Source organism: Exiguobacterium sp. Leaf187, assembly GCF_001423925.1.
Classification (GTDB): domain Bacteria; phylum Bacillota; class Bacilli; order Exiguobacteriales; family Exiguobacteriaceae; genus Exiguobacterium_A; species Exiguobacterium_A indicum.
The window spans coordinates 123,778-150,524 of the sequence record NZ_LMPR01000004.1; the positions used below are offsets into that span (position 1 = coordinate 123,778).

Sequence of the window (26,747 nt, forward strand, 5' to 3'; positions counted from 1 at the left end):
GCTCTGTTGCTAACACGCTTTTATGCACAAAAGCATTGAACAAACGTAATACTAACGAATATTATGGAGGACGTCAACCATAAGAGTGTCGATAAAAAATATAAAAAAATAGAAATGTGACGATTTTTTGTCGTAAACGCTTTCTTTTTTTGTTCAAATCTTGCACAATAAGAAGTATCAAATGACATTTTTGTGAACGATGAGGAGGATACATATGTTTACATTGATTTTTGTAGTAGTCGTCGCGATCATGGGTGCAGGCGTATTTGGGATTGATCATCTCGTAGCGCAACGTGCGGAAAAGCGTTAAGTAGATGCGTGTAAAAGAAGCGTTGAAGGGACTGTCTTATAGAAGACAATCGCTTCAACGCTTCTTTTTTTGTGTAAAAACTAATAAAAATTCAATTGACAGTATAAATATACATATGTTTAAATCGGTATAACATTCTTTGAAGGGGAGCGTACTGATATGAAATGTACCATCATCGGAGCAACAGGATACACCGGAATTGAACTGATTCGCCTACTAGAATCACATCCTTCATTTGAGATCATATGCTTGATGAGTGACTCGATGGCGGGGGAATCCATGCATGACGTATTCCCATTTATGAATAAAAAAACATATTCTTCGTTATCTTCCTTTTCGGTGGATCATTTGATGGAAACCGAGACGGACATGGTGTTCTTAGCGACACCGAGTGGGATTTCAAAGCATTACTTAGAACAACTTCAAAACTGGTCCGGTTACGTCATTGATTTAAGTGGCGATTTGAGACTTCCAGCTGAAGCATATGCAACGTGGTATGACAAGGAACCTATTGATGCCCAGTTACAACAAAGAGCAACTTATGGATTACCAGAATGGAATCGTCAAGCTGTTACTGCGAGCAAATGGATTGCGAATCCAGGCTGTTACGCGACAGCAGTTTTGCTTGGACTAACACCATTCTTAAAAGAGAAAAAAATCGATCCATCTCAAATCATCATTCAGGCTTCTTCTGGTCTGACGGGAGCAGGGAAAACGTTGACGGCACAAACGCATCATGTCCATTCAAGCGAAAACGTTCGCTTGTATAAAGTGAATCAGCATCAGCACATCCCGGAAATTGAGCAGGCGCTTTTCGAATGGACCGGATCATCGCATCCGATTACGTTCTCGACCCAACTACTACCGATCAATCGAGGCATCATGGCGATTATGACGGTTCAGCCGTTGATCGATTTATCGGAAACGGAGTGGCGATCTTGGTTGACGGACCAGTATGCAACGGAACCATTCGTCCGAATCCAACAGGCTGATCCGGAAATCAAATCCGTCGTCGGGAGTAATCACTGTGATTTGACCGTTTATAAGGATGATCGGACAGGGCGAGTGACCATCGTTTCAGTCATCGATAACATGCAAAAAGGAGCTGCCGGACAAGCCGTTCAAAATGCCAACATTCTAGCTGGTTTTGATGAGACATCCGGTTTAACGCAACAGCCGATCTACATTTAATCAAGAGAAAAAGAAAGAGGAGGAACGCCTGTGTGGCAAGTACAAGTAAAGACCCCATTGACGATCACGACACCGAAGGGATTTCAAGCATCGGGAATACATGTGGGTCTGAAACGAAAGCGGAAGGATTTAGGTCTAATCTGGTGTGAAGTAGGAGCAAGCGCTGCAGCTGTCTATACGACGAATCAGGTGCAAGCAGCACCAATCACCGTGACGAAACAAGCGATTCAGGCGTCACAAGGTCGTATTCATGCCGTCCTCGTTAACAGCGGGAACGCGAATGCGTGTACAGGGGAACTAGGGTTATCCCATGCGTATATGTCGCAACAAGCGATGGCGAAAAGTTTAAATGTTGCTCCAGAACAAGTCGCGATTGCTTCAACAGGGATCATCGGTCAACCGTTAGCCATTGATACGTTACTGGCAGGTATTCCACAGCTGATGCCTACAAATGACAAGGATGCCGCGGATGATTTTGCTCACGCGATCCTGACGACCGATACTGGTACGAAAACAGCTGGTCAACAATACATGCAAGGGGATGTCCAAATTTCAGTATGTGGCGTGGCGAAAGGATCAGGGATGATTCATCCGAACATGGCGACGATGCTTGGTTTCTTGACGACCGATGCAACGATTGAACCGGATGTCTTACAGACGGTGTTGCGTCGGACGATTCATCGGACGTTCAACTGCATTACCGTAGATGGAGACAGTTCGACAAATGACATGGTCATGATTTTAGCGAGCGGAGCTGCAGGGGGCGCAACGATCGTTGAAGGAACGGACGAAGCGTTGGCATTCGAACAGGCGATCGAAACGGTTTGCCAAGATTTAGCGAAACAGATTGCGCGGGACGGGGAAGGCGCGACGAAGTTGATTGAGGTGACGGTAGCGGGAACACAAACCGATGAAGTAGCACGAATGATCGCCAAACAAGTCGTCGGATCGTCTCTCGTCAAAACAGCCATCTTTGGGGAAGATGCGAACTGGGGACGAATCATCGCTGCTGTCGGAAGTATTAAGGAGCCACTCGATGTATCAAACGTTGACATCAAAATTGGTTCGCAGTGGGTGTTGCAACAGAGCATGCCTGTCTTATTCGATGAAGCAGTTGCATCGCAGGAACTGGCAAAGCAGGATGTCCATATTCATATCGATTTGCATGATGGAGTAGGACAAGGACACGCTTACGGCTGTGACCTGACGTACGATTACGTCAAAATCAATGCGAGTTACCGGACATGACGAAACGAAAAGTCATCAAACTAGGTGGTAGTGTGTGGGAGCAACTGGATGCGCGGTATTTCGAGGAATGGAAAGCGTGGGTCGAAACCGGTAACGAATTATTGATCGTCCATGGAGGTGGTCCTCTTCTATCGAGTTACTGTGAACAAGAGGGAATCAAACCCGTGTTTCGAAACGGTGTCCGTGTAACGACGGATGGTGTCTTACTCGGGGCGCGACGAATCTTAGCAGGGGAAGTCCAATCCGGTATCGTCCAGCAGTTGAATCAAGCGGGGATTCCTGCCGTCGGGATGAGCGGGTTAGACGGCGCAAGCGTCCATGGTAAAACGATCAAAGGACTCGGGGCAGTCGGTCAGATCACGCACATTCATCCACGATTATTCACGGTGTTGAGTACGAATGGTTATGTGCCTGTCGTCACTTCTCTCGTCACAGGGGAGCAAGGTGTATTGAACAGTAACGGGGACGCGTGTGCGATTGCTGTCGCGAAAGCTTGGTCTGTCGACCGATTTGAATTGTTGACGGATGTTGAGGGTGTAAAAGTAAACGGTGACTATCAATCAGAAATCACGTCTGCAGCCATCGAAGCTGCGATAGCGTCGGGGGAAATCTACGGAGGAATGATTCCGAAGGTCGAAGCGATGATGCAGGCCACTCAGCATGGTATTCCAGAGGTCGTCATTCGGTCTGGGAAAAATGCGTTAGCTGCAGGGACACGAATCAAGGAGGAATTACATGAGTGCACTACTACCCACTTATCAACGTACTGATGTGGAATTGGTCAAAGGACAAGGGTCGATCGTAGAAGATGCGACAGGCAAGACGTATCTTGATTTCATCATGGGAATCGCTGTATGCAACACAGGACACCGTCATCCTTATATTCAGCAACGGCTAGAGGAACAATTGAATCAAATTTGGCATACGTCGAATCTGTTTCAAATCGCGGCACAAGAGCGGGTCGCCGAGCGACTGACGGAAGACAGTCATCTCAGTCATGCCTTCTTTTGTAACAGTGGTGCGGAAGCAAACGAGGCGGCGTACAAACTCGTTCGAAAATGGACAGGGAAAACGGAAGTCGTCACATTTAAACAATCTTTCCACGGACGGACATTTGCGATGATGGGCGCAACAGGACAGGAGAAAATCAAAGCGGGATACGGGGAGATGGTGAATGGCTTCAAACATCTATCGTTTAACGAGATGGAGAGCCTATCAGCGATTACGGAACAAACTGCTGCCGTATGGCTCGAAATCATTCAAGGAGAGGGTGGGGTCGTCGTTGCTGACGATGCGTGGCTCGAAGCGTTGATGAAGAAAGCGCAACAATACGATGTCAAAATCATCGTCGACGAAGTACAGACTGGCATCGGTCGAACAGGCTCTCGTTTTGCGTTTGAGCAGACACCACTCGTACCGGATATCATCACTCTTGCGAAAGGGCTCGGAAGTGGGCTTGCGGTCGGTGCGCTACTCGCGACGGCAGAAGCGGCAGAAGTATTTACACCTGGATCGCATGGTTCGACCTTTGGTGGAAATCCACTCGCGATGACAGCTGCGGAAGCCACACTTGACCTTTTGTTAAATGACACTGTCATGGCAGACGTTCAAGGAAAAGGCGAATTTTTGAGACAGCAATTAGAGCAAAAGCTACCTAAATCCATCGTTCGCTCTGTTCGCGGACGTGGCTTGATGATTGGTATCGAGTGTGTGATGCCTGTTGCACCGCTGATTGACGCTTTGCGTGAGAATGGTCTTCTCGTCGTCTCGGCTGGTCCTCATGTCATTCGCTTGTTGCCATCATTATTCGTGACAGAACAGGAACTCATGCACGCCATCGAAAAAATACAACTTGTTTGTCAACAGGAGGTCATCGTATGAAACAATCCGGAAAATTAACGCTTGCGAACGGAACGACGTTTACCGGTTCGTGGCAAGGAACAGCTCCAGTCAAAGGAGAGGTCGTCTTTTTTACAGGAATGACAGGATATCAGGAAGTCTTGACGGATCCATCTTATCAAGGACAAATTCTTGTCTTCACATACCCGTTGATCGGTCAATACGGTATTCAAGCGGAAGCGTCAGAAAGCAACCAGATTCAAGTCGCTGGTGTCATCGTCCAAACTTTGGCTGAGGACGGGGAAGGAACATCGCTCGCGAGTTGGTTGGGTGAAGCAAATGTGCCGATTTTGTCGGGAGTCGATACGCGTTCTCTTGTGCATCTATTACGGACGGAAGGCGATCAATTCGGTGACATGATGCAAGTGGATATGAGCGTCACTGCGTCAATCGACACAGCATACATCGCTTCCGTATCAACGACTTCAAACATCGAATACGTACCGGAAGTCGAACAGGGGCACATCGTCTGTATCGATTACGGTGTGAAACAATCGATGATCGATGCTTTGCTTGAACGCCATATGCGTGTAACGGTCGTGCCATATGATACGACACCGGAACGGATTCAAGCGCTGGCTCCAGATGGTCTACTGTTTTCCAACGGACCTGGTGATCCAACACAATTAGACCCGTTCCTTTCAGGAATCCGTGAACTGGCGACGAGCTATCCGACACTTGGTATTTGTATGGGACATCAGGTTCTCGCTCATGCCTTCGGCTGTACCTTATTAAAACAACATCACGGACACCGAGGAGCGAATCATCCTGTGCGTCATCTAGCATCCGGACAAGTGTTCATGACGTCTCAAAATCATGGTTATGCCGTTGATGTAAAAAGTATCGAAGCGTCTGAGATGGAACTTGCGTACGAACACATCAATGATGGATCCGTTGAAGGATTGATTCATCCGGTACTACCGATCATGACAGTCCAATTTCACCCGGAAGCGAGTCCAGGACCGACAGAGGCGATGGTCGTCTTCGATCAATTCGTAAATAGCGTATTACATCAGGAGGTAGCATATGTGGGATAAACAGAAAGTACTCGTCATCGGTTCGGGTCCGATCGTCATCGGGCAAGCAGCAGAATTTGATTATTCCGGCACACAAGCCTGTCAGGCGCTTCGAGAAGCGGGATGCGAGGTCATCTTAATGAATTCGAATCCGGCTACTATCATGACGGATCCGAGCACGGCAGATCATGTCTATATTGAGGCGATGACTCTTGAAAAAGCAACAGCCATCATCGAACAAGATCGACCATCCCATCTCCTAGCGACGGTCGGCGGTCAAACGGCACTCAATCTTGCGATGTCACTCGAAGAAGCAGGCGTACTTGAACAATACGGTGTCGAACTTCTAGGGACTTCGCTTGAGACGATCCGAGACGGAGAAGATCGTGAACGATTCAAGCAAAAGATGATCGAACTCGCGCAACCGCTCCCGGAAAGTCAAACGATCGAATCGTTAGCAGAGCTTGAGGAATTCATGGCAGTACACGGGGTACCACTCGTCATCCGACCAGCCTTTACGCTCGGTGGAACGGGCGGCGGAATCGCAGTAACGAAGGACGAGGCACGTCTGTTGGCGCAGAACGGTCTACAAGCAAGTCCGATTTCACAGTGTTTGGTTGAAGTGAGTATCGCTGGCTATAAAGAAGTCGAATATGAAGTCATGCGTGATAGCGCAGATACGACGATCATCGTCTGTAACATGGAAAACATCGATCCTGTCGGTGTCCACACTGGAGACTCGGTCGTCTTTGCACCGATTCAGTCGATTTCGGATCAAATGAATCAACAATTGCGTACGGAAGCGCGTAAAATCGTATCGCATCTCGGTGTCATCGGTGGATGCAACATTCAATTCGCAATCCATCCGACGGAAGAACGCTATTTCGTCATTGAAGTCAATCCGCGTGTCAGTCGTTCTTCGGCACTTGCTTCCAAGGCGACGGGATATCCGATCGCAAAATTAGCGACACGTCTTGCGCTCGGTGAGCGACTCGACGATTGCATCAATCCTGTCACGAAAGAAACGATGGCAAGTTTTGAACCAACGATGGATTATATTACGGCAAAAGTGCCGTGTTTCCCATTCGATCTATTTACTGGCAGTAACCGGACGCTTGGAACACAAATGAAGGCGACGGGTGAGAGCATGGCGATGGGGAAGACGTTAGAAGAAGCGTTACAAAAGGCGTGGCGCGGTGCAGGAGTCGAGCAATCGCCTCTTTATCCGACATGGATGAAAACAGCGGAATCGGATGCGTTGTGGAAGGAAGTGATGGCGCCGACGGATCGTCGCTTGCTTGCGATGCTCGCGCTACTCGATCGCAAGGAGACGACCGTCGAATCACTCGTCGAACAGACGAAAGTACAAGCTTTATTCGTCAAAGTACTTCAACGCCTCGTCGATCAGCAACAAAACATCGATGTATCGAATGAAAGTTCTCTAAAGCAAACCAAAATGATGGGCTTCACGGACGAACAAATTGCGCTTCTGACAGGTGTTAGTGCTGTAGAGATCGAGCACTTACGTAAAGAAAAAGGCATCCTCCCTGTCTATCATATGATTGATACATGTGCAGGAGAGTTCAAGAGTGCGACACCTTATTTCTACGGAAACTGGAGTGGTCAAACGGAAGTCACAGCATCGACGAAAAAGAAAGTTGCTGTCATCGGTGCGGGACCCATTCGAATCGGTCAAGGAATCGAATTTGATTATTGCTCCGTTCACGCGGTACGTGCATTGCAAGCATCCGGTTATGAAACGATCATGATTAACAATAACCCAGAGACCGTCTCGACCGACTTCGAAGTCGCAGATCGCCTGTATGTCGAGCCGTTGACACTTGAAGACGTCATGCATGTGCTAGAAGCAGAGGATTGCCAAGACGTCCTAGTCCAGTTCGGAGGACAAACGGGAATTGCGCTGGCGTCTGGTTTGGAGAACGCCGGTTATCATCTTCTCGGAACGACGGCAGATGTCATTGACCAAATGGAAGACCGTGAGCGGTTCTATCAATTTTTAGATGATATCGGTATCGATCGTATTCCAGGACAAGAAGTGGCGACGCATGAACAAATGACAGAAGTTGCAACAACGATCGGTTATCCGGTTATGATTCGTCCTTCCTATGTCATCGGAGGTAAGGGAATGCATATCATCCACGATCAAGAGCAATTAGAGACGATCGTGTCTGAATTAGCATTCCCTGTCCTCGTGGATGCCTACCTCCAAGGAAAGGAAATCGAAGTCGACTGTATTACGGACGGCACAACGACGTACGTTCCGATTTTGATGGAGCAATTGGAACGGGCAGGGGTTCACTCTGGAGATTCAACGATGATTCTGCCACCTGTATCGCTCAGCGCTACCGTTGAGAGCGAAATCGAGCGATTTGCACAGATGATCGGGCAACGAATGGATTATAAAGGAGCGTACAATATCCAATTCGTCTTGCACGACGATCAAGTCTACGTGCTAGAAATCAATCCACGTGCCTCCCGCACGTTACCAATCGTCGCCAAAGTAACCGGTCAACCGATCTTGCAGTGGGCAGTCCAAGCAGCGGTCGGTCAAGCGGTCGCACTACCAACGGAACAGACGAAACTTGATTTCCATGCCGTCAAGACCCCTGTTTTTTCAACGTTGAAACTACAAGGCGTCGATCCGAAAACAGGTCCCGTCATGCGTTCGACAGGTGAAACGCTGCAATGGACGACAGACGGACTGGCGCTGGAACGTTTCATTTTCGACGAGACGACAAAACGACATTTGACGACGAGAGACATCATCGTTGCTGGAGCAGATACAGAGGCTTTCGGAACGGGTGTAGCATTAGATGAAACGATTGACTGGGCACAATGTGCGATTTTCTATTCGCACGTGATAGAAGAAAAAGCGAGTCGCGAAGCAGCGCTTGCTGCCGGGGTACAAGTCCTGACAGAACCTGAATTAGCGCATTATCATCTACAAGCGATAGAAAAGTCCTCTTATGCTGTGAAGCCACTTCATACATGGACAGAGCCGATCAAGGAGGAAGTAAAATGAAGACGATGCAACAATTAAAGCATTTCTTGACGATGGCGGAACTGACGCCGGAAGCACTGACGGAGCTATTGGCACTCGCGAAAGACATCAAGCATCAGCCGAGTGTCTACCAAAACGCATTAAGCCATAAAAAAGTGGCCTTATTGTTTGAAAAGGCATCGACGCGAACACGTCTATCGTTTGAGGTGGGTGTCGTCGAACTCGGTGGACATCCGATCGTGCTAAGTGGAGCAGATATGCAAATCGGGCGGGGGGAGCCGCTCTCAGATACGATTCAAGTCATGAGCCGTTACGTCGATGCCCTGATGATTCGGACGTTCGGTCATGAGATCGTCGACACACTTGCGGCACACGGTACGATTCCAATCATCAATGGATTGACGGATCTACACCATCCGTGCCAAGTCCTTGCTGACTTGCTGATAATCGAAGAGACATTTGGAACACGATCTGGAAAGATTTTGACATATATCGGGGACGGAAATAACATGGCCCATTCGCTGATGATTGGTGGAGCGCTCAGTGGAATGGAAGTTCGCATCTGTGCGCCGGAGGCGTATGCTCCTGATCCACAAATCGTTCATGAGGCACAAGTCATTGCGAAGGAAACGGGTGGAAACATCATCGTCATGACGGATCCTGAGGAAGCAGCGAGTGGTGCAGACGTCGTATATACGGATGTCTTCGCGAGTATGGGACAAGAAGAAGAAGCGACGATGCGTCTGCAAGCATTTGAAGGATATCAGGTTAATGCCAATATCATGAATCAAGCAAATGATAAAGCTATTTTCTTACATTGCCTTCCGGCGCATCGCGGGGAGGAAGTCACGGCGGACGTCATCGATGGCAAGCAATCGGTCATCTTCGATCAAGCTGAGAATCGCCTCCACGCACAAAAAGCGTTGCTCGTCACATTACTTGGATAACCCTAAAAGACTCGGTCACCAATTTGGCGACCGAGTCTTTTAGTTGAGCGAAGTTAATCATAATGGCGTCGGGCTAATCGTTCTTCTTGTTCTTTTTTGACTTGTCGCTTATTTTTTTCATGCAGACGTTTCATAAAAGGAGTCGTTTGCCAAGATGGAGCCCAGTCGGATTCTTTTCCGGCACGGAGGGCAAGAATATAATCATAGCTCTGATGAAGTCGTTCGATCATCTCTGTTCGGATATCACAAATGTGACCGTGTCCGGGAATCAAGAGTTTGACTTCATATTCATAAATGAACGACTCGAGTAACTCGAGCGTCGTCAAATACTCAGAGGAATCGTGTTCGATCAAGGGGATTTCAACGTCTGAAGCGTAATCGCCGCAGACTAACAAGTGAAGTGGCATGACGATGAAGGAAAGATGAGTCGCTTCATGACCGGGCGTCAAAAAGAAGATTAACTTCGTTTGTCCGATCGTTAAAATCGTCTCAGACTCATGGATGACATGTGTCACGTCTGGGAAAAGGACGGGAGAATCGATATAGAATTCATCATTAAAATCTTGTACGGCTTGGAGCGCTTCTTGTCGGTCGACATCGATGAACGGTTTAGAAGCGATGACGATGGCATCCGTAAAGGCATAGGCTCCTAAAATATGATCGAAATGGGCATGCGTATAGACGACGTATAATGGTCGTTCGCGACGCACGATTTCGACGTCTCGACGAATCGTTGCAATCTCATCGGGAAGCCAGCCAGGGTCGACGACGATCAGACAATCAGGCGTCTCGATTAATGTCGAAGTCGTTTTCATGAGTGTACTTTGATAGATCGTCACGCCGGGCATTTTCATCTGAATCATACGAATCCTCCTTTACGAATCTCTATCTATATCGTTGTATACCCATAAATTCGTTGGAATCATCAGCAGAATCAATAAAAAAGACGACTCGCACGTCGCGAGTCGCCTGCCCTCTAGAGGGAAATGGTCCTAGACCTATGTTATGTCATAATTGGAGCGGGTGAAGAGAATCGAACTCTCGTCATCAGCTTGGAAGGCTGAGGTTTTACCATTAAACTACACCCGCGTATTGGCTACATGAAATATAGTAGCATAGCAAAGAGGGCATTTCCATAACTTTTATGAAAAAAAGCAATTTCTTTTAAGATTCGGTGTACAATAATACTAGTTAATCGTTTCCAATGGTAATCTTGATTTGCAATATGGGTAAAGTTGGGTAGAGGAGAGAGTGTCTGGTGAATGAAGTGCGAGTTTGGAGCGAACAGCCGATGGGAAAAGGATGGAAGGCGATCTGTCACCATCAATTCGATCGTCATCGCTTATTGATAGGAGAGTGGTTCCATAACGTAGGTGTACTTGCTTTTTCCATCAATCAAGATGCGGATTTGCTACCGGATGTCCTTCCAAACACATTCGATCTGCCGCTCGTCTCGGAACGTGTGCAACGCGTCATTGCAGCATACGCGCCTTTTTCTGTACAATGTCTCAAGGTACATCTTGAGACGAAGGACGGAGTGGTTCCGTACTATCTTCTCAATCTCTTATCTGTCAGTCGGATCGAACATCTACATACGACGGATGTATTCCGTCCGGTCCCGAGACGACGCGTCTATTTTTTGACAGAGCGACGAATCAGCGATTCGATTTGTCCGCATCATCTTATGCGAGATGAGCGCACGCATCGCATGTTCGTCTCTGCTCAACTCGCTCGACAATTCGAGCGTATGGCTGTGACGGGTATCCGCTTTGAAGAGATACAACGAATGGAGGAATTCAAATGAAACAGTACACAGTCGATCATTGGATCACGCTAGAATATCCAAAGGTATTCGAATATCAAGAAGAAGAGACATATGTCAGTTTTTATTCGACGGATGAAAATGCAATGGGAACGCTCCAATTATCCATTTATGAGTCCGATTCAGAAGAATTGACACCGTATGAGGCGGCGGAACAAGAAATCAATCTGTTGGTGGAAGAGTTCGGCATCGAACTAACAGGAGCACTTGAAGTCCGTCGTAATTCAACAAAAGAAGCGTTGCTTGCAGTAGATGGGAAAGAAGAAGATATCTTCTTACGGATCTACGCGTATTCGGACGGGGAACGGTTAGTCTTATTGACGTACTCTGCAGAACGCGAGACGCTTGAAATCGAAGAAATCGAAGCTATGATTTCTTCACTGACTTGGATTCAATGAAGGATACGATAGAAGTGCAAAAGGCAACGGATCACAAGGATTCGCTGCCTTTTTTTATATCGATCGATGTAGCTTAAGAAGAACGGGAAGATGACTGTTTAGCTGCAGGATTGACTTGTTTATTCAACCAGCTCGCGATATCGGCAAAAACGCGGATGCGTTCGAACTCATGGAAGAGCTCATGACGTAACCCTCGATAAATCGTCAGCTGTACAGCATCGACACGGACACGATTATACATATCAAACAAATGATGGATACCTTTTCCGTCGAACGCGACCGCGTCATCTCCACCAGCAAGCAATAAGAGAGGTAAATGACGTGGATGCTGATAGATGGAAGCAAGTGCGTTGACGAGTTTCGTTGCATGTAAGAGTTCGTGGAAGAACCCAAGCGTGACTGTTTGACCGGACAATGGATCTGCATCATAGCGCATGACGGATTGAGGATCCGAAGAGAGCCAAGCATTTTTAGAAAGTGCTGGGAAAAAACGTAAGTTATACCGTCCGAACACGAGTTGTCCAAACCGTTCAGCAGGGTGTATTGCTGACAACTGATGGATTTGACGTTCGACGAGTTTTTGGCTGACATCACCGAGTAAACCTGTACTTGTCGGGGGTCCGCTCGCGATGATTCCAGCTACTGTATGACCGAGTGTTTGACCGATTCGGCGAGCAATCAACGAACCAAAACTATGACCGAAGATGAACACCGGTAGCGTCGGATAACGCTCTTTGATGTCAGAGACGAGTTCTTCTGCATCCTGCATCAATTGTTTAAACCCTTGATTCGGCTCGAGGTGTCCAAGTGTTCCGAGCTGTGCTGCTCGGGTTCCGAAACAGCGTAAGTCTGCGATGATCGTGTGGTAATGATGCGCATAGAGGAATTCGGCGAATTCCTCATACCGCGCGCCATGCTCCATCATCCCGTGAAAGACGATCACGACTCCTTTAGGGTCGTGGGCTTCGAGGCTATGCAATGTCGTAGTATAGCCGTCAGAGGCTATCCAATGTGAATGATCAATCGTCATGTAACTCATCCTCTCATTAAGAAAGTCCAAATACCTGTCCGTCTTCCGATACGCCCATGTGGAAGGCGGCAGGAACTGCCGGTAATCCTGGCATCGTTAATACATTCCCAGTCAATGCAACGATGAACCCTGCACCAACCGATGGACGGATTTCGCGGACCGTGATCGTGAAGTCTTCGACACGACCATAACGAGCAGGATCATCCGTTAAAGAAAAGGGTGTTTTTGCCATACAAATCGGTAACTCATTCAATCCCATCTCCGTACACCGTTCGAGTTCGCGGAGCGCTTTGTCTTCAAAATGAACGTCGGCTGCGCCGTAGACACGCTTTGCGATACGCTCGATCTTTTGACGAAGCGGTAAGACGTCAGGATACAGAGGGCGGAACTGGCTCGGTTCCTCAAGAGCTTGCATGACTTCCGTGACGAGTGCTTCGCCGCCAGCTCCCCCTTTACTGAAGACTTCACTTTCCGCGACACGAATATTACGATCCTGACACCATTCCAAGATCATATTCCGTTCTGCTTCCGTGTCGGTGAAGAAACGGTTCAAGGCAACAACGGCAGGGACACCGAACAGATTCATCGTCTCGACGTGTTTTTCAAGTAACGCAAGACCATCTGTTAAGGCGGCGAGATTTTCTTCGCTGAGTTGCGTTTTGTCGACACCTCCGTGCATCTTCAAGGCACGAACCGTAGCGACGATAACGACGGCATCCGGGTGAAGTCCGCCGATCCGTGATTTGATGTTGAAGAATTTTTCGGCACCTAAATCGGCTCCGAATCCTGCTTCTGTGACAACGTAATCACTTAGCTTCAGTGCAGTTTGCGTTGCAATCAAAGAGTTACAGCCATGTGCGATGTTCGCGAACGGTCCACCATGAATCAGTGCTGGTGTTCCTTCGACGGTTTGAACGAGGTTCGGGCGGAACGCATCTTTCAGGAGTAACGTCGCAGCTCCTGATGCCTGAATATCTTTGACTGTAACCGGCTGTTGATCGTACGTATAGGCGACGACGATGCGACTCAACCGCTGTTCAAGATCCGAAATGGAGTCTGCTAGACAGAGGACCGCCATGATTTCGGAAGCGACCGTGATGTCGAATCCATCTTGACGCGGCACACCATGCGCAGGACCACCAAGACCAATCGTAACTTGGCGCAAGGCACGGTCATTCAAATCAAGAACGCGTTTCCAGACGATACGACGCGGATCGATACCAAGGATGTTACCTTGATGCAGGTGATTGTCGAGCAAGGCACTGATTGTATTATGAGCAGATGTGATCGCATGCATATCGCCTGTGAAATGCAGATTGATCTCTTCCATCGGTAGAACTTGGCTATAGCCACCACCACACGCGCCACCTTTTAAGCCCATCGTCGGACCGAGTGAGGGTTCCCGTAAACAAATCATCGTCTTATGGTTTGCCCGATGCAACGCCTGTCCGAGTCCGACAGTGACGGTTGATTTTCCTTCACCGGCAGCTGTCGGATTGATAGCTGTGACAAGGATCAATTTCCCGTCAGATTTCGTTGCCAATCGGTTCAACAGTCCATCTGTCAACTTCGCTTTATACTTTCCGTACGTATCAAAATCCTCTTCTTGCAAACCAATCCGGTCCGCAATTTCTCGAATCGGGCGTAAGACGGTTTGTTGTGCGATTTCTAAGTCTGAACGAATGGTCTTTTCCATGGTATCGACTCCCTCTTTGATTGGATCTCTCTTTTTTCTAATAGTAGCGTATCTAGTGCGAACGCGCCAAAGGAAAACGTTCAATATTTTCCACCCAATGGGTCAAATGGTGACGTGTTCAAGTGTTAGAGAAAGACGTACTGTAGAGTGGAGGAGGGATGAAACAATGACATCTGGACAAAAGAAGTGGAAACGCGGTCTTGATTTTTGGCTCTTCGTCGGACCGGTCTTTCTTGTATTCGCAGTGATCGTGCTTGTACCGTTTTTCAATGGCGTTATGTATTCGTTCACGGATTGGAACGGTGTAACCGGAGAATTGAATTGGATCGGCTTTGATAACTATGTCCGTCTCTTTACGAGTGACGAGCAGTTCCAGCAGTCATTTTGGTTGACGACGAAATATACGGTCGTTGCCGTCATCTTAACGAATGTCGTCGGTTTCATCTTGGCGTTCTTATTGACACAAAATATTCGCACACGTAATTTCTTACGAACGATTTTCTTCATGCCGAACTTGATCGGTGGGTTGATCCTCGGTTTCGTTTGGCAGTTCATCTATGTCAAAGGCTTCGCATCGATCGGTGAATTGACAGGGTGGAGTATATTTGAACTTCCATGGTTAGGAGATGCCCGGACAGGATTCTGGGGTATCGTCATTGTTTCGATTTGGCAAGGTGGCGGTTACATCATGGTCATCTATATCGCGGCTCTGCAAAACGTGCCACAAGAGCTGATTGAAGCGGCAAAAATCGATGGTGCCAATCGTCTATCGACGTTACGGAACATTACGTTGCCACTGATCATGCCGTCGGTCACAATCTGTCTCTTCTTGACGATTTCATGGTCTTTCAAGTTATTCGATACGAACTTATCCCTAACGAATGGCGGACCATTCAAATCGACCGAGATGCTTGCTCTAAACATTTACAAAGAATCGTTTACGAATAATAATCTTGGACTCGGATCAGCGAAGGCAATCATCTTCTTCGTTGTTGTTGCAGCGATTACAGTCACTCAAGTCTATCTGACGAAAAAACGGGAGGTGGAAGCATGAGTACAGCACAACCATTACCCACTCCGCAAGAGGAGAAACCGAAGCGCTCTAAAAAGACGAGAGGTCGTTATTCACTCCGTCTTGGAACAGTCGAACTGGCAGCCTTATTGATGGGGCTACTGTACATGATCCCGTTTTATTACGTTGTCTCGAATTCTTTCAAGACGCAGGGCGATATCTTTACGAACACAACGGGTCTACCAAAGGAATGGATGACGTCCAACTATTCAGAAGCATGGGAAGCCATGAACTTCGGAAAAGTCTTTTTAAACTCCGTCATCATTACAGTCGGTGCTAACGCGGTCATCATCATCTTTTGTTCGATGGCGGCCTGGAAACTCGTCCGGACGAAAACACGCTTGTCGACGATCATCTTTTTCTTATTCGTTGCGGCGATGATCATTCCATTCCAGTCGATCATGATTCCCTTATCGAAATTGTCTGGTGATCTCGGATTGCAGAACAGTTATTGGGGATTGATTCTGATGTATCTTGGTTTTGGATCTGGATTATCAATCTTCTTATACCATGGATTCATGAAGTCGATTCCTGAAGAAATCGAGGAGGCGGCCATCATTGATGGTTGTTCACAATGGGGTGTGTTCTGGCGCATCGTGTTCCCATTACTCAAGCCCATCACGGTCACGATCATCATCTTGAACACGCTGTGGATTTGGAACGATTTCCTACTGCCATCGCTGATGTTACGAGACGTCGATTTACGGACGATTCCACTCGCGACGTTCTATTTCTTCGGTCAATATACGAAGCAGTGGGACTTAGCACTTGCCGGACTCGTCCTCGGGATCATTCCGTTATTGTTGTTCTTCTTTGCCTTGCAAAAACAGATCATTCAAGGAATTACGAGTGGATCGATCAAATAATTTTTGTAAGCGCGTTCTCGCTTCTGCGAGAACGCTTTTTTCATGATTCACACGTCAGATTAATCTGACAACTTTTATTTTTTTTGAAAAAAAGTCTTTTCAAATGCTTGCGACCTGTTGTACGATGTTCTCAATTCAATTGTAACAACGACGTTGAAGGGAAGAGTAACACCTTGTACGACCGTATAGCGAGCTGGGGATGGTGAGAGCCCAGTCGGAAGCAAGATGCGAAGAACCTCCCGGAGTCGCTACCCGAACCCGAATGTCAGTAGGCGTAGCCGGAGTTGCCTGTCCGTTATCATAAGGCCGAAGATGAAGTGATTCGTCTTTTGAGTGAGCAACATCGTTGCTAACATGGGTGGTACCGCGGAACCGAGTCTTTCGTCCCATATTCTTGGGAAAGAAGGGCTCTTTTTTATGGCTTCTTTTTCAAAACACAATTGAGGAGGAACACCACCATGACAACACTCGTATCGATGAAACACACACAGGAAGCGATCACACTCGTAAAGAAACGCTTTGAAGAACGCTTTTCGACAACACTCGGATTGACACGTGTCGAAGCACCATTGTTCGTAGAAAGTACACTCGGTGTCAACGATCATCTCAACGGCGTAGAGCGAATCATTCGTTTCGATGCTTTGGATCACACAGCAGATCTTGAAATCGTACAATCTCTTGCAAAGTGGAAGCGTCAAGCGCTTCATACGTACGGATTTGAAGCGGGAGAAGGATTATACACGTTGATGCATGCGATTCGTCGCGATGAGATGCTGGATGCGACACACTCCATTCACGTCGATCAGTGGGACTGGGAACGGATCATCACGAAAGAACAACGGACGAGTGCTTATTTACAAGAAACGGTACAAGCGATTTATGCAACGATTCGCCAAGTCGAACAAGAAGTAGAAGCGGAGTATGGTATTTCAGCAATCTTACCGGAAACGATTCATTTTATGACAACACAAGAGTTAGAGGATGCGTATCCGACACTTTCGACGAAAGAACGTGAAACAGAAGTCACGAAAGCATATGGTGCCGTTTTCCTCATGCAAATCGGTGGCGCACTGGCTTCAGGTGAGAAGCATGATGGTCGAGCGGCTGACTACGATGACTGGACGCTCAACGGTGACATTTTAGTACACCACCCAGAAATCGGAGCATTCGAATTGTCTTCAATGGGTATTCGCGTTGATCGTGAAGCGTTGTTGAAACAGACAGCGATTGCTCAAGAAGAAGATAAATTGGCATTCCCATTCCATCAAGGTGTACTCGAAGAGCGTCTACCGTTAACGATGGGTGGAGGAATCGGTCAATCTCGTATGGCGATGTTCTTATTGAAGAAGCGTCATATCGGCGAAGTCCAAGCTTCTGTCTGGTCAGAAGAGACGCGTAAAAGTCTTCAAGCGGAAGGCATCCACTTGCTCTGACATATATATAGTAAGAAAGCGTCAAAACAGGAAGTTTTATAAAGCAAAGGGCATGCTCCGATTCGGAAGCGTGCCCTTTTTTAGGTTCGTACGACCTCAGGCGGAGGAAAGACGTGTCGATTCCTGATAGAATGGGGATAACAATAAATAAGAAAGAGGTGAAAGCATGTCTTCTCTATTAATTGTTGGGATACTCATCCCTATTTTGTTCATTGCGTTTCTTTGGTTTAACATTAAGGGCTTACGAACGATGTGGCGGGATTATAAACGGACAGGCTCAATCGTTGCACTCGGTTTCTTCATTGTCGGGATCATCGGAATCTTCACAGGCGTCTGGACGACACTAGTCGTCATCATCTATTATCTCCTCCGTCCAGCGAGAGGATGAACGGAGGGTTACTTGTATGTTGGAATGGTTGTTCTCAGCCGGAGAATCCAATCTCTGGCTGTTTTTAGGAATTATGATCGTTGGTCTTGGTACGGAATTGATCCCAGCAGAAGTCGGCTTACCATTACTTGGTCTATATGTATCGAACGGAACAGTCAGTTGGACAGTTGCTGTTCTTGTCGGTTTTTTAGGAAGTCTAATGGGCGCGACGGTCTTTTATCTTTTAGGTCGTTATGCTGGTCGTCCGATACTTATCCGGTACGGCAAATGGTTACTGATTAAAGAAAAAGAAATTGAGCAAGGGGAGCGCATCGTCGCGAAATACGGCACATGGTCTGCTTTGTTCGGACGCTTCTTCCCAGTCGTGCGCTCGGTCGTCTCGATTCCATGTGGTTTGTTCGGCTTATCATTCAAACGTTATCTACTCGCTTCAAGTATTGGACTTTTCCCAGTTTCCTTCTTCTACATTTGGGTTGGTGAACGGTTTGGAGTAGAACGCGCGGAATCGATGCTAAAAGGATTAGAGCAAGAGTTGTGGTGGATCTTAGGTGGAATCGTCGTGATTCTTGGAGGGTATATCCTTTATCGTCGCTCTAAAGCAAAACAGAAGGAACAGACGCAAGACACAAAGACGAAATAATAGAATAAGTGAACATATAAAAAGGGAGTAGATGGCAAGCATCTACTCCCTTTTTTATATGAAGCTCAAGCGGGTGGGAACAAAAATCGTTTCAGTGTTTTGATGCGATGTTTTGGTGTCAGCAATAACAGTTGATCATTGCCTTCAAGGGCAGTGTCGCCACGCGGTGTGATGATTTGATCATCACGAATGATGGCAGTGATCAAAAATTCTTGTGGCAAATCAATCTCTGAGATCGTCGTTCCAATGAATGGATGGGACATTGGTAACGTTAACTCAATAATTTCGGCGTTCGGTTTACCAATCGACATGAATTCAATGACCGTATGAATAGCAGAAGTCTGTGTTTCGTTCAGTCGTAATCGCTCGGAAAGAAACGTCAACATACTCCCTTGAATTAGCGTAGATAGTAAGACTGTGAAAAACACGATATTGAAGATCATCGATGCATTCTCGATATCCGCAACGAGAGGGTATGTCGCGAGAATGATCGGTACCGCTCCTTTTAGGCCAGCAAAGGAAATGAAGACCTTCTCTTGCCACGAATAACGAAACGGAAGAAGACTCACCCAGACTGACAAAGGACGAGCGATGAAAATTAAGATCAGCGCCAGCGCAATGGAAGATAGGATGACCTGGACATCGAGCAATTGTTTCGGAAAGACAAGCAGACCGAGCACGATGAACATTCCGATTTGAGCAAGATGCGCCATACTCATCGTAAAACGAACGAGTGTCTGTCGATAGACGAGTTCATGATTACTGATGTAGATCGCTGTGACATAAACGGCTAAAAATCCACTTGCATGGAACGTATCAGCTAAACCGAAAGACAGGAAAGCAAACGACATGAGCATGATCGGATAAAAGCTAGAAGAGGACAAATCGATCCGATTGATCAATGTCGAAGCTGCCCATCCGATGAACAAACCAATTAGAAGTCCCATCGCCATTTCCCAAACGAGTGATCCAAGTCCCGATAAGAGCGATGCTTCTTCAGGGTTCGTCACGAACTCAAGGAACAAGACAGTCAAAAAGACGGCCATCGGGTCATTCGTACCGGACTCGACTTCAAGTGTTGATCCGACTTTTCGTCGAATCGGCTGACCACTCAAGACAGAAAAGATGGCAGCGGCATCCGTCGAACCAACGATTGCCCCGAGTAAAAAAGCATTCGCCCAACTAAACCCTAGAATATAATGGGAAGCAACGGCAACGATGGATGTAGCGATGAAGACCCCGAACGTCGCAAGCGAGAGGGAAGGGGCTAATTCATGACGCACTTCCTTCCAAACCGTTTGTAGACCACCTTCGAATAAAATGATGATGAGGGCGACAGTTCCAAGAAGCTGAGCCAGTTCCGCATCGTCAAAACGAATGAACCCGGTAATGTCGCTTCCGGCAATCATACCAAGAGCGATAAAAATCAGTAGAGCAGGAATATTCAGACGACTTGATAACTTCGTCGTCCACACGGCGGCAAACAGCAATATACCAATCAATAAAATCGTGAGTTGCAAGGACATGGCATCAAACTCCTATTCATAAAAGAATCTCTAGTTTCATGATACAACAATTCCGATGAAAAGACTCGGATAACGATTGTTCAATATTTTCCACCACACCGGACAACTTTCTCTCTCTTCATTGCAAGCGTTTTCATTTATTGTGAAGATGTAGCACGAAATGAAACGAAATCAGGGAGGGAATCCGAATGCGTAAAAGAAGATGGGCAGCATTACCTGTCGTCACGACGGCGATGGTCGTCGCTTTGGCAGCATGTGGTGGCGGTACATTGAATAGCGATGACTCGAAAGATAGTGGTTCAAAAGACGGTAAGACGCTCAACGTATTCCAATTCAAGGCTGAAATCGCAAAAGACATGGAAAAGATGGCAAAAGCGTATGAAAAAGAAACTGGGACGAAAGTCGTCGTGCAAACAGTCGGTGGTGGATCGGACTATGGCGCGGCTCTGAAATCACAGTTCGCTTCAGGTAATGAACCAGATGTCTTTAACAATGGTGGCTTTACGGAAGCAAAAACATGGCAGGATAAGTTAGAAGATTTGTCAGATGAAAAGTGGGTCGGTGATTTAACGGATCTATCAAAAGAGCCAATGACGATTGATGGTAAATTGTATGGTATGCCAATGAACCTTGAGGGATATGGCTTTATCTACAATAAAGATATCTTCAAAAAAGCCGGTATCACGGAACTTCCAAAAACATTAACGGAATTGACGGAAGCTTCTAAGAAGCTGAAGGCAGATGGAGTGACACCGTTCTCGATCGGATACGGGGAGTGGTGGGTTCTTGGAAATCACCTTTTAAACATTCCGGTCGCACAACAGGATGATCCAGATCAGTTCATTGCAGATCTCAACTCTGGAAAAGCGAAGTTCGAGGACAATAAACAGTTCAAGGAATTCATGAATCTATTTGATTTGACGATTGAGTATGGAAATAAAAATCCGTTAACGACAGACTATAATACACAAGTCTCTCAGTTTGCTGAAGGTAAGACAGCGATGATCCAACAAGGGAACTGGGCACAACAATTGATCACGGATGTCAATCCGGACATCAACATGGGCTTCATCCCGATGCCGATCAATGATGATAAAGAAAAAATGGATCGTCTGCCTGTCGGCGTACCAAACAACTGGGTCGTCAATAAGAACTCGAAGAACAAAGCAGAAGCGAAGAAATTCCTCGAGTGGATGGCGACGTCTGACACAGGAAAAGACTACATGGTCAATAAATTTAAATTCATCCCTGCCTTCAAATCAATCGAAGCGAAGGATTTAGGACCGCTTGCAGATGATATTCAAGCGTACTCGAAAGATGGAAAAACCATCTCATGGAACTGGTTCAAGTATCCGGATGGTGCTGTAAACGAGTTCGGAGCGATCATGCAAGCATACGTTGGTAAGCAAAAAACAGCTGATGAGATGCTGCAGGACTTCACAAAAACATGGGATAAAATGAAGAAATAAGAAGTGATTTAAAAAACATGCCTGTTCCGACTAACTGACGGAACAGGCATGTTTTTTATTATAAGAAGAATAATTGGATGAAGAAGAGAAGCGCGAACACATAGATGAGTGGGTGGACACGCTCTTTTTGGATAGCTTTCATGATCGGATAGACGATGAAACCGAATGCGATACCGGTTGCGATGCTACCGGATAATGGCATGATCAAGATGACGAGGAAAGCCGTGAAAGCTTCGCTGAAGTCATCCCATGGAATCTGCTTGATGTTTTGAATCATGAAGACACCGACTAAGATCAATGCGGGCGCAGTAATCGCAGGGACGCTCGAAATCGATTGAACGAACGGTCCAAAGACGGCAGATAATGCGAATAGAATCCCGACCGTCACGGATGTGAGTCCAGTCCGTCCACCAGCAGCGACACCCGCTGCAGATTCTACGTAAGCCGTTGTAGGACTTGTTCCGAATAATGAACCAGCGACCATCGCAGTCGAATCAGATAATAGGGCACGTTCGCTGTTTTTCAATGATCCATCTTTTTCAATCAATCCAGCCTGTTCTCCGACAGCGACCATCGTACCTGTCGTATCAAACATCGTCACGAGAACGAAGGAGAGGACACCGCTGAATAGACCGTATTGGAACACGTCTTGAATGGCGTTGAACGGATTCGTGATGATCAATCCTTCTGGTAACGTCGGTAACGCAACGAAGGAATCGGAAAACTTCAATTCACCTGTCAGGAATGCAATCAATCCAGAGAGGATCATGGCATATAAAATAGCACCTGGTACACGTTTGATTGTCAAGATCGCTGCAACTAATAATCCGATGAGTGTGATCAATGCTTCTGGTGACGTCAATGCGCCAATCGTGACGAGTGTATCTTCACTAGCGACTAAAATTCCTGACATCTTGAGACCGAGTGAAGCAATGAAGAGACCGATTCCACCTGTGATCGCAAGCTTTAATGTCATCGGAATGATTTCAATCAGCTTCGTACGAATCGGTGAGAGTGATAACAATAAGAAAATGACACCAGCGACGAAGACAACTGAGAGTGCTGTCTGATATGGAATCTTCTCACCAACGACAAGTGTATAAGTAAAATACGCATTGAGTCCCATTCCAGGTGCGACTGCGATTGGTAGATTCGCATAAAGCCCCATCAGAAGCGTACCGATCAATGTCGCGATGATCGTCGCAGAAAAAGCTTGGGCTTGGGGGATACCGGCATCTGCTAAAATCGTTGGGTTGACGAGCAGAATATAGGCCATCGTAATGAACGTCACGAATCCAGCTTGGATTTCACGTTTTACGGTTGTTTGATGTGCGGCAAGTTTAAACATGGGTAAAAGGACCACCTTCATAACAAATTGATTAAAAAACGAACATTGATGATATTATAGTAAAATTCATTCGGAATCAAGTCGAAACAAAAAAGAATTTTTTATAGGAATCATGAAAGAGAATATCAGGAAATGATGTAAGCGGATTCAAGGTTATGATACGATTGATTACAAGAAAAAGGATGGGGGCGCCTTTCATGAAAAGTATCCGGACGCGTTTGATTCGTCTCGTCGTCCTGGCGATCTTGATTCCGACTGCCCTCGCGACATCGATTTCCTATCTGTATGTGCGGCACCAAAACATTGAACAGGCAGAACGTTCTAGCCTGAACGTATTGACGCGGGGAAATACACAGGTGACCCATTATATAGAGGATATCCGCCGTCTATCGACGAGTCTGTACGCGAATCGTTCGTTGATGAACATCATGCGCGTCGGGGCAGATCAGGAACTAGACGAATCCGATGGAGTCGTTTCGCGGGCGATGTTAGGTCTGTTTTTATCACGTCAGGATATCGAGCAGTTACATTTCGTCATTTTAAATGGTTATTCGGAGTATTCGGTCTATAACATGAAAACAACGAGTCGAGGAAAGTTTGATTGGATGCAAGAAACGGATTATTTTCGATTGATGAAACAAAAAAGCGGCTGGTTGATTGACGAAGCGCACACGATTGAACCATATAATGTGCACACGATGATTCTTGATGAAAAACAAGTCGTTAGTTTTCGTTATCGCATCGATCGTGTCGAAACAGATGAGCCACTCGGCTTCCTTTCGGTGGATATTCCCGTCCGTGTATTTGAACAACAGTTAAAACTGTTCGAGAATGATCCGGAAGAGTCGTTATGGTTGATGACAGAACAGCGTGTGTTGGCACAGACTGGGGCAGAGATGGAACTACCGGTCGATCGATTCACTGGGCAGAGTGGGAGTTTACGTGTCGGAAAATCGTTCATCGTCTACTCAAAGACGATGACGAATGGCGTTCCACTCATACTTGTCAAACGGATTCCGTATGCGTCAGTCATCCAAGGGGCGAATGAAACGGCATTGATTCTTGTTTTGATTGGTCTCGTCTCACTGTTCGTTATGATCATTGCCGCAAGTCTCGTTGCCATGCAGATCACGAAGCCAATCAAACAGTTGACAGCAAACGTCTGGCGAGTCGAACAAGGGGATTTATCAGCACCATTCGTTGCGACGACGAATGACGAGATTGGATTACTCAACCGTCAGTTCCAACGCATGATTCAACGGATTGATCGTTTAATCAAACGGGAGTATCGACTGGCACTCGAAAACCGGACGAATGAGCTACGGGCATTACAATCTCAGCTCAATCCGCACTTCTTATTCAATGCCTTACAATCGATCGGAACGACGACGTTACAAGGAGACCGGAAGATCGCGTACCGCTCCATCACCGGATTATCACAAATGATGCGCTACTCGATGAATAATGAGCAGACGATCGTGACGTTAAAACAAGAAGTCGATCATCTTCAAGCGTATATTCGTTTGCAACAGCAACGTTTTCCGGAACGTTTCCGTTATATCGTTGACGTCCCGTGGCATCTCAATGACATTGAAGTGCCGAAGATGATCTTGCAACCGTTCGCTGAAAATTACTTTAAACACGGCTTTCGACAGCAATTAGCAGCGACGGAGAACTATCTTGCTTACAAAGTCCGGACGGATGGCGGACGCCTCATTATTCAAATCGAGAATAGCGGTGCCGTCCTCGAAACAGGACGACTTGAAGAGATTGATCGTAAAATGCGCATGCATCGTAGCCCAGAGGATCTCGAGACGAGCGGCATTGGTCTCCATAATATTTATGAACGGCTCTTGATTTTTTACGGGGAACAAGCAAATATGACGCTCTCTTCTTCAGCTGTAGAGGGCGGATTCAAAATCGTGATTCGGATTCCATATGAGAAGGGGGACTTGGCATGAACGTGTTGATCGTAGACGATGAACGACATGTACGGGAAGCGGTCAAATTGCTCGGGGAATGGGACAGTTGGCAGGTCTCACATATTTACGAGGCGGAACATGGGGAAGAAGCGAAACGATTACTGGATACTGGAACGATCGATTTAATGCTGACAGATGTCGAAATGCCTGGACTCGACGGATTAACATTACTAGAATGGACAAAAAATCATCATCCAAAGGTCGTCACGATCGTGCTGACAGGGTATGATGATTATACGTATATGCGACGTGCCATTTTGCATCAATCCTTTGATTATTTATTGAAGCCGGTTGATCCAGATGTACTCAATGATGCCTTGTCCCGCGCGATGGAATGTATCCATCCGGTAGTGGAATCAGGGGAAGCGATTGATCAAATCGCCAAATACATCGAAACGCATTATGCGGAAGAATTGACACTGCAATTCATGAGCGAACGGTTTTACTTGAGCCGAGAGTATATATCACGACGCTTCAAACAGCGTTTTTCTGTTAACTTATCTGATTACATCCAAACGATTCGCTTGAATCGGGCGAAGGAATTATTGAGTGAGACGGAAGCACGCATTTACGAAATCGCACTTGAAGTCGGATATCAGGACGATAAGTATTTTCGGAAAGTGTTCAAAAAACAATTCGGTATGACACCGAATGAGTTTCGTGAATTGTTGTCGATTTAAACGACTATCGAGGAGGAATCGTACATGAGTGTACACATTAACGCAGCTGAAGGACAAATCGCCGAAACGGTCTTACTTCCAGGAGATCCGTTACGTGCTAAATACATCGCTGAGACGTTTTTAGAGGATGTTGTTCTTTATAACGAGGTTCGAGGCATGTATGGCTTCACAGGTACTTATAAAGGGAAAAAAGTTTCGGTTCAAGGAACAGGTATGGGTGTACCATCGATGTCGATCTATGCGAACGAACTCGTTCAGTCATACGGTGCGAAGAACTTGATCCGTGTCGGTACTGCCGGTGGGATCACGCCAGACGTTAAAGTTCGTGACGTCGTCATCGCGATGAGTGCTTCGCATGACATGGCACAGAACCGTGTCCGTTTTAATGGACTAGACTACGCACCGACAGCTTCTTTTGATCTGCTGCATAAAGCATATACAGCAGCTAAAGAACAAGGTATCGATGCAAAAGTCGGTCAAATCTTCACGACGGATCAGTTCTATCAAGATGATTTCCATCATTTCAAAAAATGGGCGGATTTCGGATGTCTCGCAATCGAGATGGAAGCGGCAGGTCTTTACACACTTGCAGCAAAACATAAAGTAAACGCACTGACGATCCTGACGATTTCAGATCATCTGTTGACAGGTGAAGAAACGACATCGGAAGAGCGCCAGACGACATTCAACGATATGATGAAAGTCGCGCTTGAAACAGCGATTCAATTATAAGAAGTAAGACGGAGAAGCCTCTCCGTCTTTTT

Annotated in this window: 23 protein-coding genes, 1 tRNA gene and 1 other annotated feature; of the genes, 18 read left to right on the forward strand and 6 right to left on the reverse strand. The window is 46.6% G+C overall.

Going from position 1 to position 26,747, the window contains the following annotated elements; genetic code table 11:
- The first annotated feature begins 469 nt into the window (after positions 1-469).
- The 7 genes from argC to argF are packed head-to-tail and all read left to right on the forward strand — an operon-like array spanning position 470 to position 9,633.
- Complete coding sequence (gene argC, locus ASF99_RS01525; protein ID WP_055966654.1) at positions 470-1,501, forward strand: N-acetyl-gamma-glutamyl-phosphate reductase; 1,032 nt, start codon at positions 470-472, stop codon at positions 1,499-1,501.
- 30 nt (positions 1,502-1,531) lie between these two features.
- The gene (gene argJ / locus ASF99_RS01530; RefSeq protein ID WP_035398822.1) at positions 1,532-2,749 is read left to right on the forward strand and encodes a bifunctional glutamate N-acetyltransferase/amino-acid acetyltransferase ArgJ; all 1,218 of its coding nucleotides are present in this window, start codon (positions 1,532-1,534) and stop codon (positions 2,747-2,749) included.
- Positions 2,746-3,519, forward strand: coding sequence for an acetylglutamate kinase (gene argB / locus ASF99_RS01535; protein WP_023467220.1), 774 nt, complete (start codon positions 2,746-2,748; stop codon positions 3,517-3,519). The genes argJ and argB overlap by 4 nt, the downstream gene beginning before the upstream one ends.
- The gene (locus tag ASF99_RS01540; RefSeq protein ID WP_023467221.1) at positions 3,485-4,630 is read left to right on the forward strand and encodes an acetylornithine transaminase; all 1,146 of its coding nucleotides are present in this window, start codon (positions 3,485-3,487) and stop codon (positions 4,628-4,630) included. The genes argB and ASF99_RS01540 overlap by 35 nt, the downstream gene beginning before the upstream one ends.
- Complete coding sequence (locus ASF99_RS01545; RefSeq protein WP_023467223.1) at positions 4,627-5,685, forward strand: carbamoyl phosphate synthase small subunit; 1,059 nt, start codon at positions 4,627-4,629, stop codon at positions 5,683-5,685. The genes ASF99_RS01540 and ASF99_RS01545 overlap by 4 nt, the downstream gene beginning before the upstream one ends.
- Complete coding sequence (carB, locus tag ASF99_RS01550) at positions 5,675-8,707, forward strand: carbamoyl-phosphate synthase (glutamine-hydrolyzing) large subunit (RefSeq protein WP_055966657.1); 3,033 nt, start codon at positions 5,675-5,677, stop codon at positions 8,705-8,707. Before ASF99_RS01545 ends, carB begins: the two co-directional genes overlap by 11 nt.
- The gene (gene argF / locus ASF99_RS01555; protein ID WP_023467226.1) at positions 8,704-9,633 is read left to right on the forward strand and encodes an ornithine carbamoyltransferase; all 930 of its coding nucleotides are present in this window, start codon (positions 8,704-8,706) and stop codon (positions 9,631-9,633) included. The genes carB and argF overlap by 4 nt, the downstream gene beginning before the upstream one ends.
- A gap of 53 nt (positions 9,634-9,686) precedes the next feature.
- Here the strand turns inward: argF and ASF99_RS01560 are convergent, their stop codons facing one another.
- Complete coding sequence (locus ASF99_RS01560) at positions 9,687-10,496, reverse strand: MBL fold metallo-hydrolase (RefSeq protein ID WP_023467227.1); 810 nt, start codon at positions 10,494-10,496, stop codon at positions 9,687-9,689.
- Positions 10,497-10,648: 152 nt separating this feature from the next.
- A tRNA-Gly gene (locus tag ASF99_RS01565) sits at positions 10,649-10,722 on the reverse strand.
- Positions 10,723-10,891: 169 nt separating this feature from the next.
- Here ASF99_RS01565 and ASF99_RS01570 point away from each other — a divergent pair.
- The gene (locus ASF99_RS01570) at positions 10,892-11,437 is read left to right on the forward strand and encodes an imm11 family protein (protein ID WP_023467228.1); all 546 of its coding nucleotides are present in this window, start codon (positions 10,892-10,894) and stop codon (positions 11,435-11,437) included.
- Entirely contained in the window at positions 11,434-11,853 is a 420-nt protein-coding gene (locus ASF99_RS01575) for a hypothetical protein (RefSeq protein ID WP_023467229.1), read from the forward strand. The genes ASF99_RS01570 and ASF99_RS01575 overlap by 4 nt, the downstream gene beginning before the upstream one ends.
- Before the next feature lie 73 nt (positions 11,854-11,926).
- Here ASF99_RS01575 and ASF99_RS01580 read toward each other — a convergent pair whose 3' ends face one another.
- Positions 11,927-12,883 (reverse strand): alpha/beta fold hydrolase, encoded by a 957-nt coding sequence (locus ASF99_RS01580; protein ID WP_041254998.1) that lies wholly within the window; start codon positions 12,881-12,883, stop codon positions 11,927-11,929.
- A 16-nt stretch (positions 12,884-12,899) separates the two neighbouring features.
- Positions 12,900-14,579, reverse strand: coding sequence for a formate--tetrahydrofolate ligase (locus ASF99_RS01585; RefSeq protein ID WP_023467231.1), 1,680 nt, complete (start codon positions 14,577-14,579; stop codon positions 12,900-12,902).
- 166 nt (positions 14,580-14,745) lie between these two features.
- Between ASF99_RS01585 and ASF99_RS01590 the strand changes: the two genes are divergently transcribed.
- From ASF99_RS01590 to ASF99_RS01610, 5 genes are all read left to right on the forward strand, one after another.
- A complete protein-coding gene (locus ASF99_RS01590; protein WP_023467232.1) occupies positions 14,746-15,633 on the forward strand; it encodes a carbohydrate ABC transporter permease in 888 nt (295 codons plus the stop codon).
- A complete protein-coding gene (locus ASF99_RS01595) occupies positions 15,630-16,517 on the forward strand; it encodes a carbohydrate ABC transporter permease (RefSeq protein ID WP_023467233.1) in 888 nt (295 codons plus the stop codon). The genes ASF99_RS01590 and ASF99_RS01595 overlap by 4 nt, the downstream gene beginning before the upstream one ends.
- Positions 16,518-16,661: 144 nt before the next feature.
- Positions 16,662-16,909, forward strand: a binding site (T-box leader).
- 66 nt (positions 16,910-16,975) lie between these two features.
- Entirely contained in the window at positions 16,976-17,950 is a 975-nt protein-coding gene (gene asnA / locus ASF99_RS01600; RefSeq protein WP_035398809.1) for an aspartate--ammonia ligase, read from the forward strand.
- 166 nt (positions 17,951-18,116) lie between these two features.
- Positions 18,117-18,338 carry a hypothetical protein gene (locus ASF99_RS01605; protein WP_023467235.1) on the forward strand — a complete coding sequence of 74 codons (222 nt, stop codon included), beginning with the start codon at positions 18,117-18,119 and terminating at the stop codon, positions 18,336-18,338.
- Between the two features lie 16 nt (positions 18,339-18,354).
- On the forward strand, positions 18,355-18,978 hold the full coding sequence (locus ASF99_RS01610; protein ID WP_023467236.1) for a DedA family protein: 624 nt from the start codon (positions 18,355-18,357) through the stop codon (positions 18,976-18,978).
- 65 nt (positions 18,979-19,043) lie between these two features.
- On the opposite strand, the gene ASF99_RS01615 is transcribed toward ASF99_RS01610, so the two are convergent.
- Positions 19,044-20,504 (reverse strand): potassium/proton antiporter, encoded by a 1,461-nt coding sequence (locus ASF99_RS01615; protein WP_023467237.1) that lies wholly within the window; start codon positions 20,502-20,504, stop codon positions 19,044-19,046.
- Between the two features lie 188 nt (positions 20,505-20,692).
- Between ASF99_RS01615 and ASF99_RS01620 the strand changes: the two genes are divergently transcribed.
- A complete protein-coding gene (locus ASF99_RS01620) occupies positions 20,693-21,973 on the forward strand; it encodes an ABC transporter substrate-binding protein (RefSeq protein ID WP_023467238.1) in 1,281 nt (426 codons plus the stop codon).
- Positions 21,974-22,031: 58 nt separating this feature from the next.
- Here ASF99_RS01620 and ASF99_RS01625 read toward each other — a convergent pair whose 3' ends face one another.
- The gene (locus tag ASF99_RS01625) at positions 22,032-23,321 is read right to left on the reverse strand and encodes an NCS2 family permease (RefSeq protein WP_055966659.1); all 1,290 of its coding nucleotides are present in this window, start codon (positions 23,319-23,321) and stop codon (positions 22,032-22,034) included.
- A gap of 197 nt (positions 23,322-23,518) precedes the next feature.
- Here ASF99_RS01625 and ASF99_RS01630 point away from each other — a divergent pair, with 197 nt between their 5' ends.
- Genes ASF99_RS01630 through deoD form a run of 3 tightly spaced genes read left to right on the forward strand, consistent with a single transcriptional unit; the run spans position 23,519 to position 26,715 of the window.
- A complete protein-coding gene (locus ASF99_RS01630) occupies positions 23,519-25,282 on the forward strand; it encodes a sensor histidine kinase (protein WP_055966660.1) in 1,764 nt (587 codons plus the stop codon).
- Positions 25,279-25,983, forward strand: a complete 705-nt coding sequence (locus ASF99_RS01635; RefSeq protein ID WP_023467243.1) for a response regulator transcription factor — start codon at positions 25,279-25,281, stop codon at positions 25,981-25,983. Before ASF99_RS01630 ends, ASF99_RS01635 begins: the two co-directional genes overlap by 4 nt.
- A 24-nt stretch (positions 25,984-26,007) precedes the next feature.
- Entirely contained in the window at positions 26,008-26,715 is a 708-nt protein-coding gene (deoD, locus tag ASF99_RS01640) for a purine-nucleoside phosphorylase (protein ID WP_023467244.1), read from the forward strand.
- Positions 26,716-26,747: the final 32 nt, after the last annotated feature.

Excerpts from the sequence above, each read along its gene's own strand:
- argC (WP_055966654.1), top strand. The coding sequence starts at position 470 with ATGAAATGTACCATCATCGGAGCAACAGGATACACCGGAATTGAACTG.
- argB (WP_023467220.1), top strand. The coding sequence starts at position 2,746 with ATGACGAAACGAAAAGTCATCAAACTAGGTGGTAGTGTGTGGGAGCAA.
- ASF99_RS01540 (WP_023467221.1), top strand. The coding sequence starts at position 3,485 with ATGAGTGCACTACTACCCACTTATCAACGTACTGATGTGGAATTGGTC.
- ASF99_RS01545 (WP_023467223.1), top strand. The coding sequence starts at position 4,627 with ATGAAACAATCCGGAAAATTAACGCTTGCGAACGGAACGACGTTTACC.
- carB (WP_055966657.1), top strand. The coding sequence starts at position 5,675 with ATGTGGGATAAACAGAAAGTACTCGTCATCGGTTCGGGTCCGATCGTC.
- argF (WP_023467226.1), top strand. The coding sequence starts at position 8,704 with ATGAAGACGATGCAACAATTAAAGCATTTCTTGACGATGGCGGAACTG.
- ASF99_RS01560 (WP_023467227.1), bottom strand. The coding sequence starts at position 10,496 with ATGATTCAGATGAAAATGCCCGGCGTGACGATCTATCAAAGTACACTC.
- ASF99_RS01575 (WP_023467229.1), top strand. The coding sequence starts at position 11,434 with ATGAAACAGTACACAGTCGATCATTGGATCACGCTAGAATATCCAAAG.
- ASF99_RS01580 (WP_041254998.1), bottom strand. The coding sequence starts at position 12,883 with ATGACGATTGATCATTCACATTGGATAGCCTCTGACGGCTATACTACG.
- ASF99_RS01585 (WP_023467231.1), bottom strand. The coding sequence starts at position 14,579 with ATGGAAAAGACCATTCGTTCAGACTTAGAAATCGCACAACAAACCGTC.
- ASF99_RS01590 (WP_023467232.1), top strand. The coding sequence starts at position 14,746 with ATGACATCTGGACAAAAGAAGTGGAAACGCGGTCTTGATTTTTGGCTC.
- ASF99_RS01595 (WP_023467233.1), top strand. The coding sequence starts at position 15,630 with ATGAGTACAGCACAACCATTACCCACTCCGCAAGAGGAGAAACCGAAG.
- asnA (WP_035398809.1), top strand. The coding sequence starts at position 16,976 with ATGACAACACTCGTATCGATGAAACACACACAGGAAGCGATCACACTC.
- ASF99_RS01605 (WP_023467235.1), top strand. The coding sequence starts at position 18,117 with ATGTCTTCTCTATTAATTGTTGGGATACTCATCCCTATTTTGTTCATT.
- ASF99_RS01610 (WP_023467236.1), top strand. The coding sequence starts at position 18,355 with ATGTTGGAATGGTTGTTCTCAGCCGGAGAATCCAATCTCTGGCTGTTT.
- ASF99_RS01615 (WP_023467237.1), bottom strand. The coding sequence starts at position 20,504 with ATGTCCTTGCAACTCACGATTTTATTGATTGGTATATTGCTGTTTGCC.
- ASF99_RS01620 (WP_023467238.1), top strand. The coding sequence starts at position 20,693 with ATGCGTAAAAGAAGATGGGCAGCATTACCTGTCGTCACGACGGCGATG.
- ASF99_RS01625 (WP_055966659.1), bottom strand. The coding sequence starts at position 23,321 with ATGTTTAAACTTGCCGCACATCAAACAACCGTAAAACGTGAAATCCAA.
- ASF99_RS01630 (WP_055966660.1), top strand. The coding sequence starts at position 23,519 with ATGAAAAGTATCCGGACGCGTTTGATTCGTCTCGTCGTCCTGGCGATC.
- ASF99_RS01635 (WP_023467243.1), top strand. The coding sequence starts at position 25,279 with ATGAACGTGTTGATCGTAGACGATGAACGACATGTACGGGAAGCGGTC.
- deoD (WP_023467244.1), top strand. The coding sequence starts at position 26,008 with ATGAGTGTACACATTAACGCAGCTGAAGGACAAATCGCCGAAACGGTC.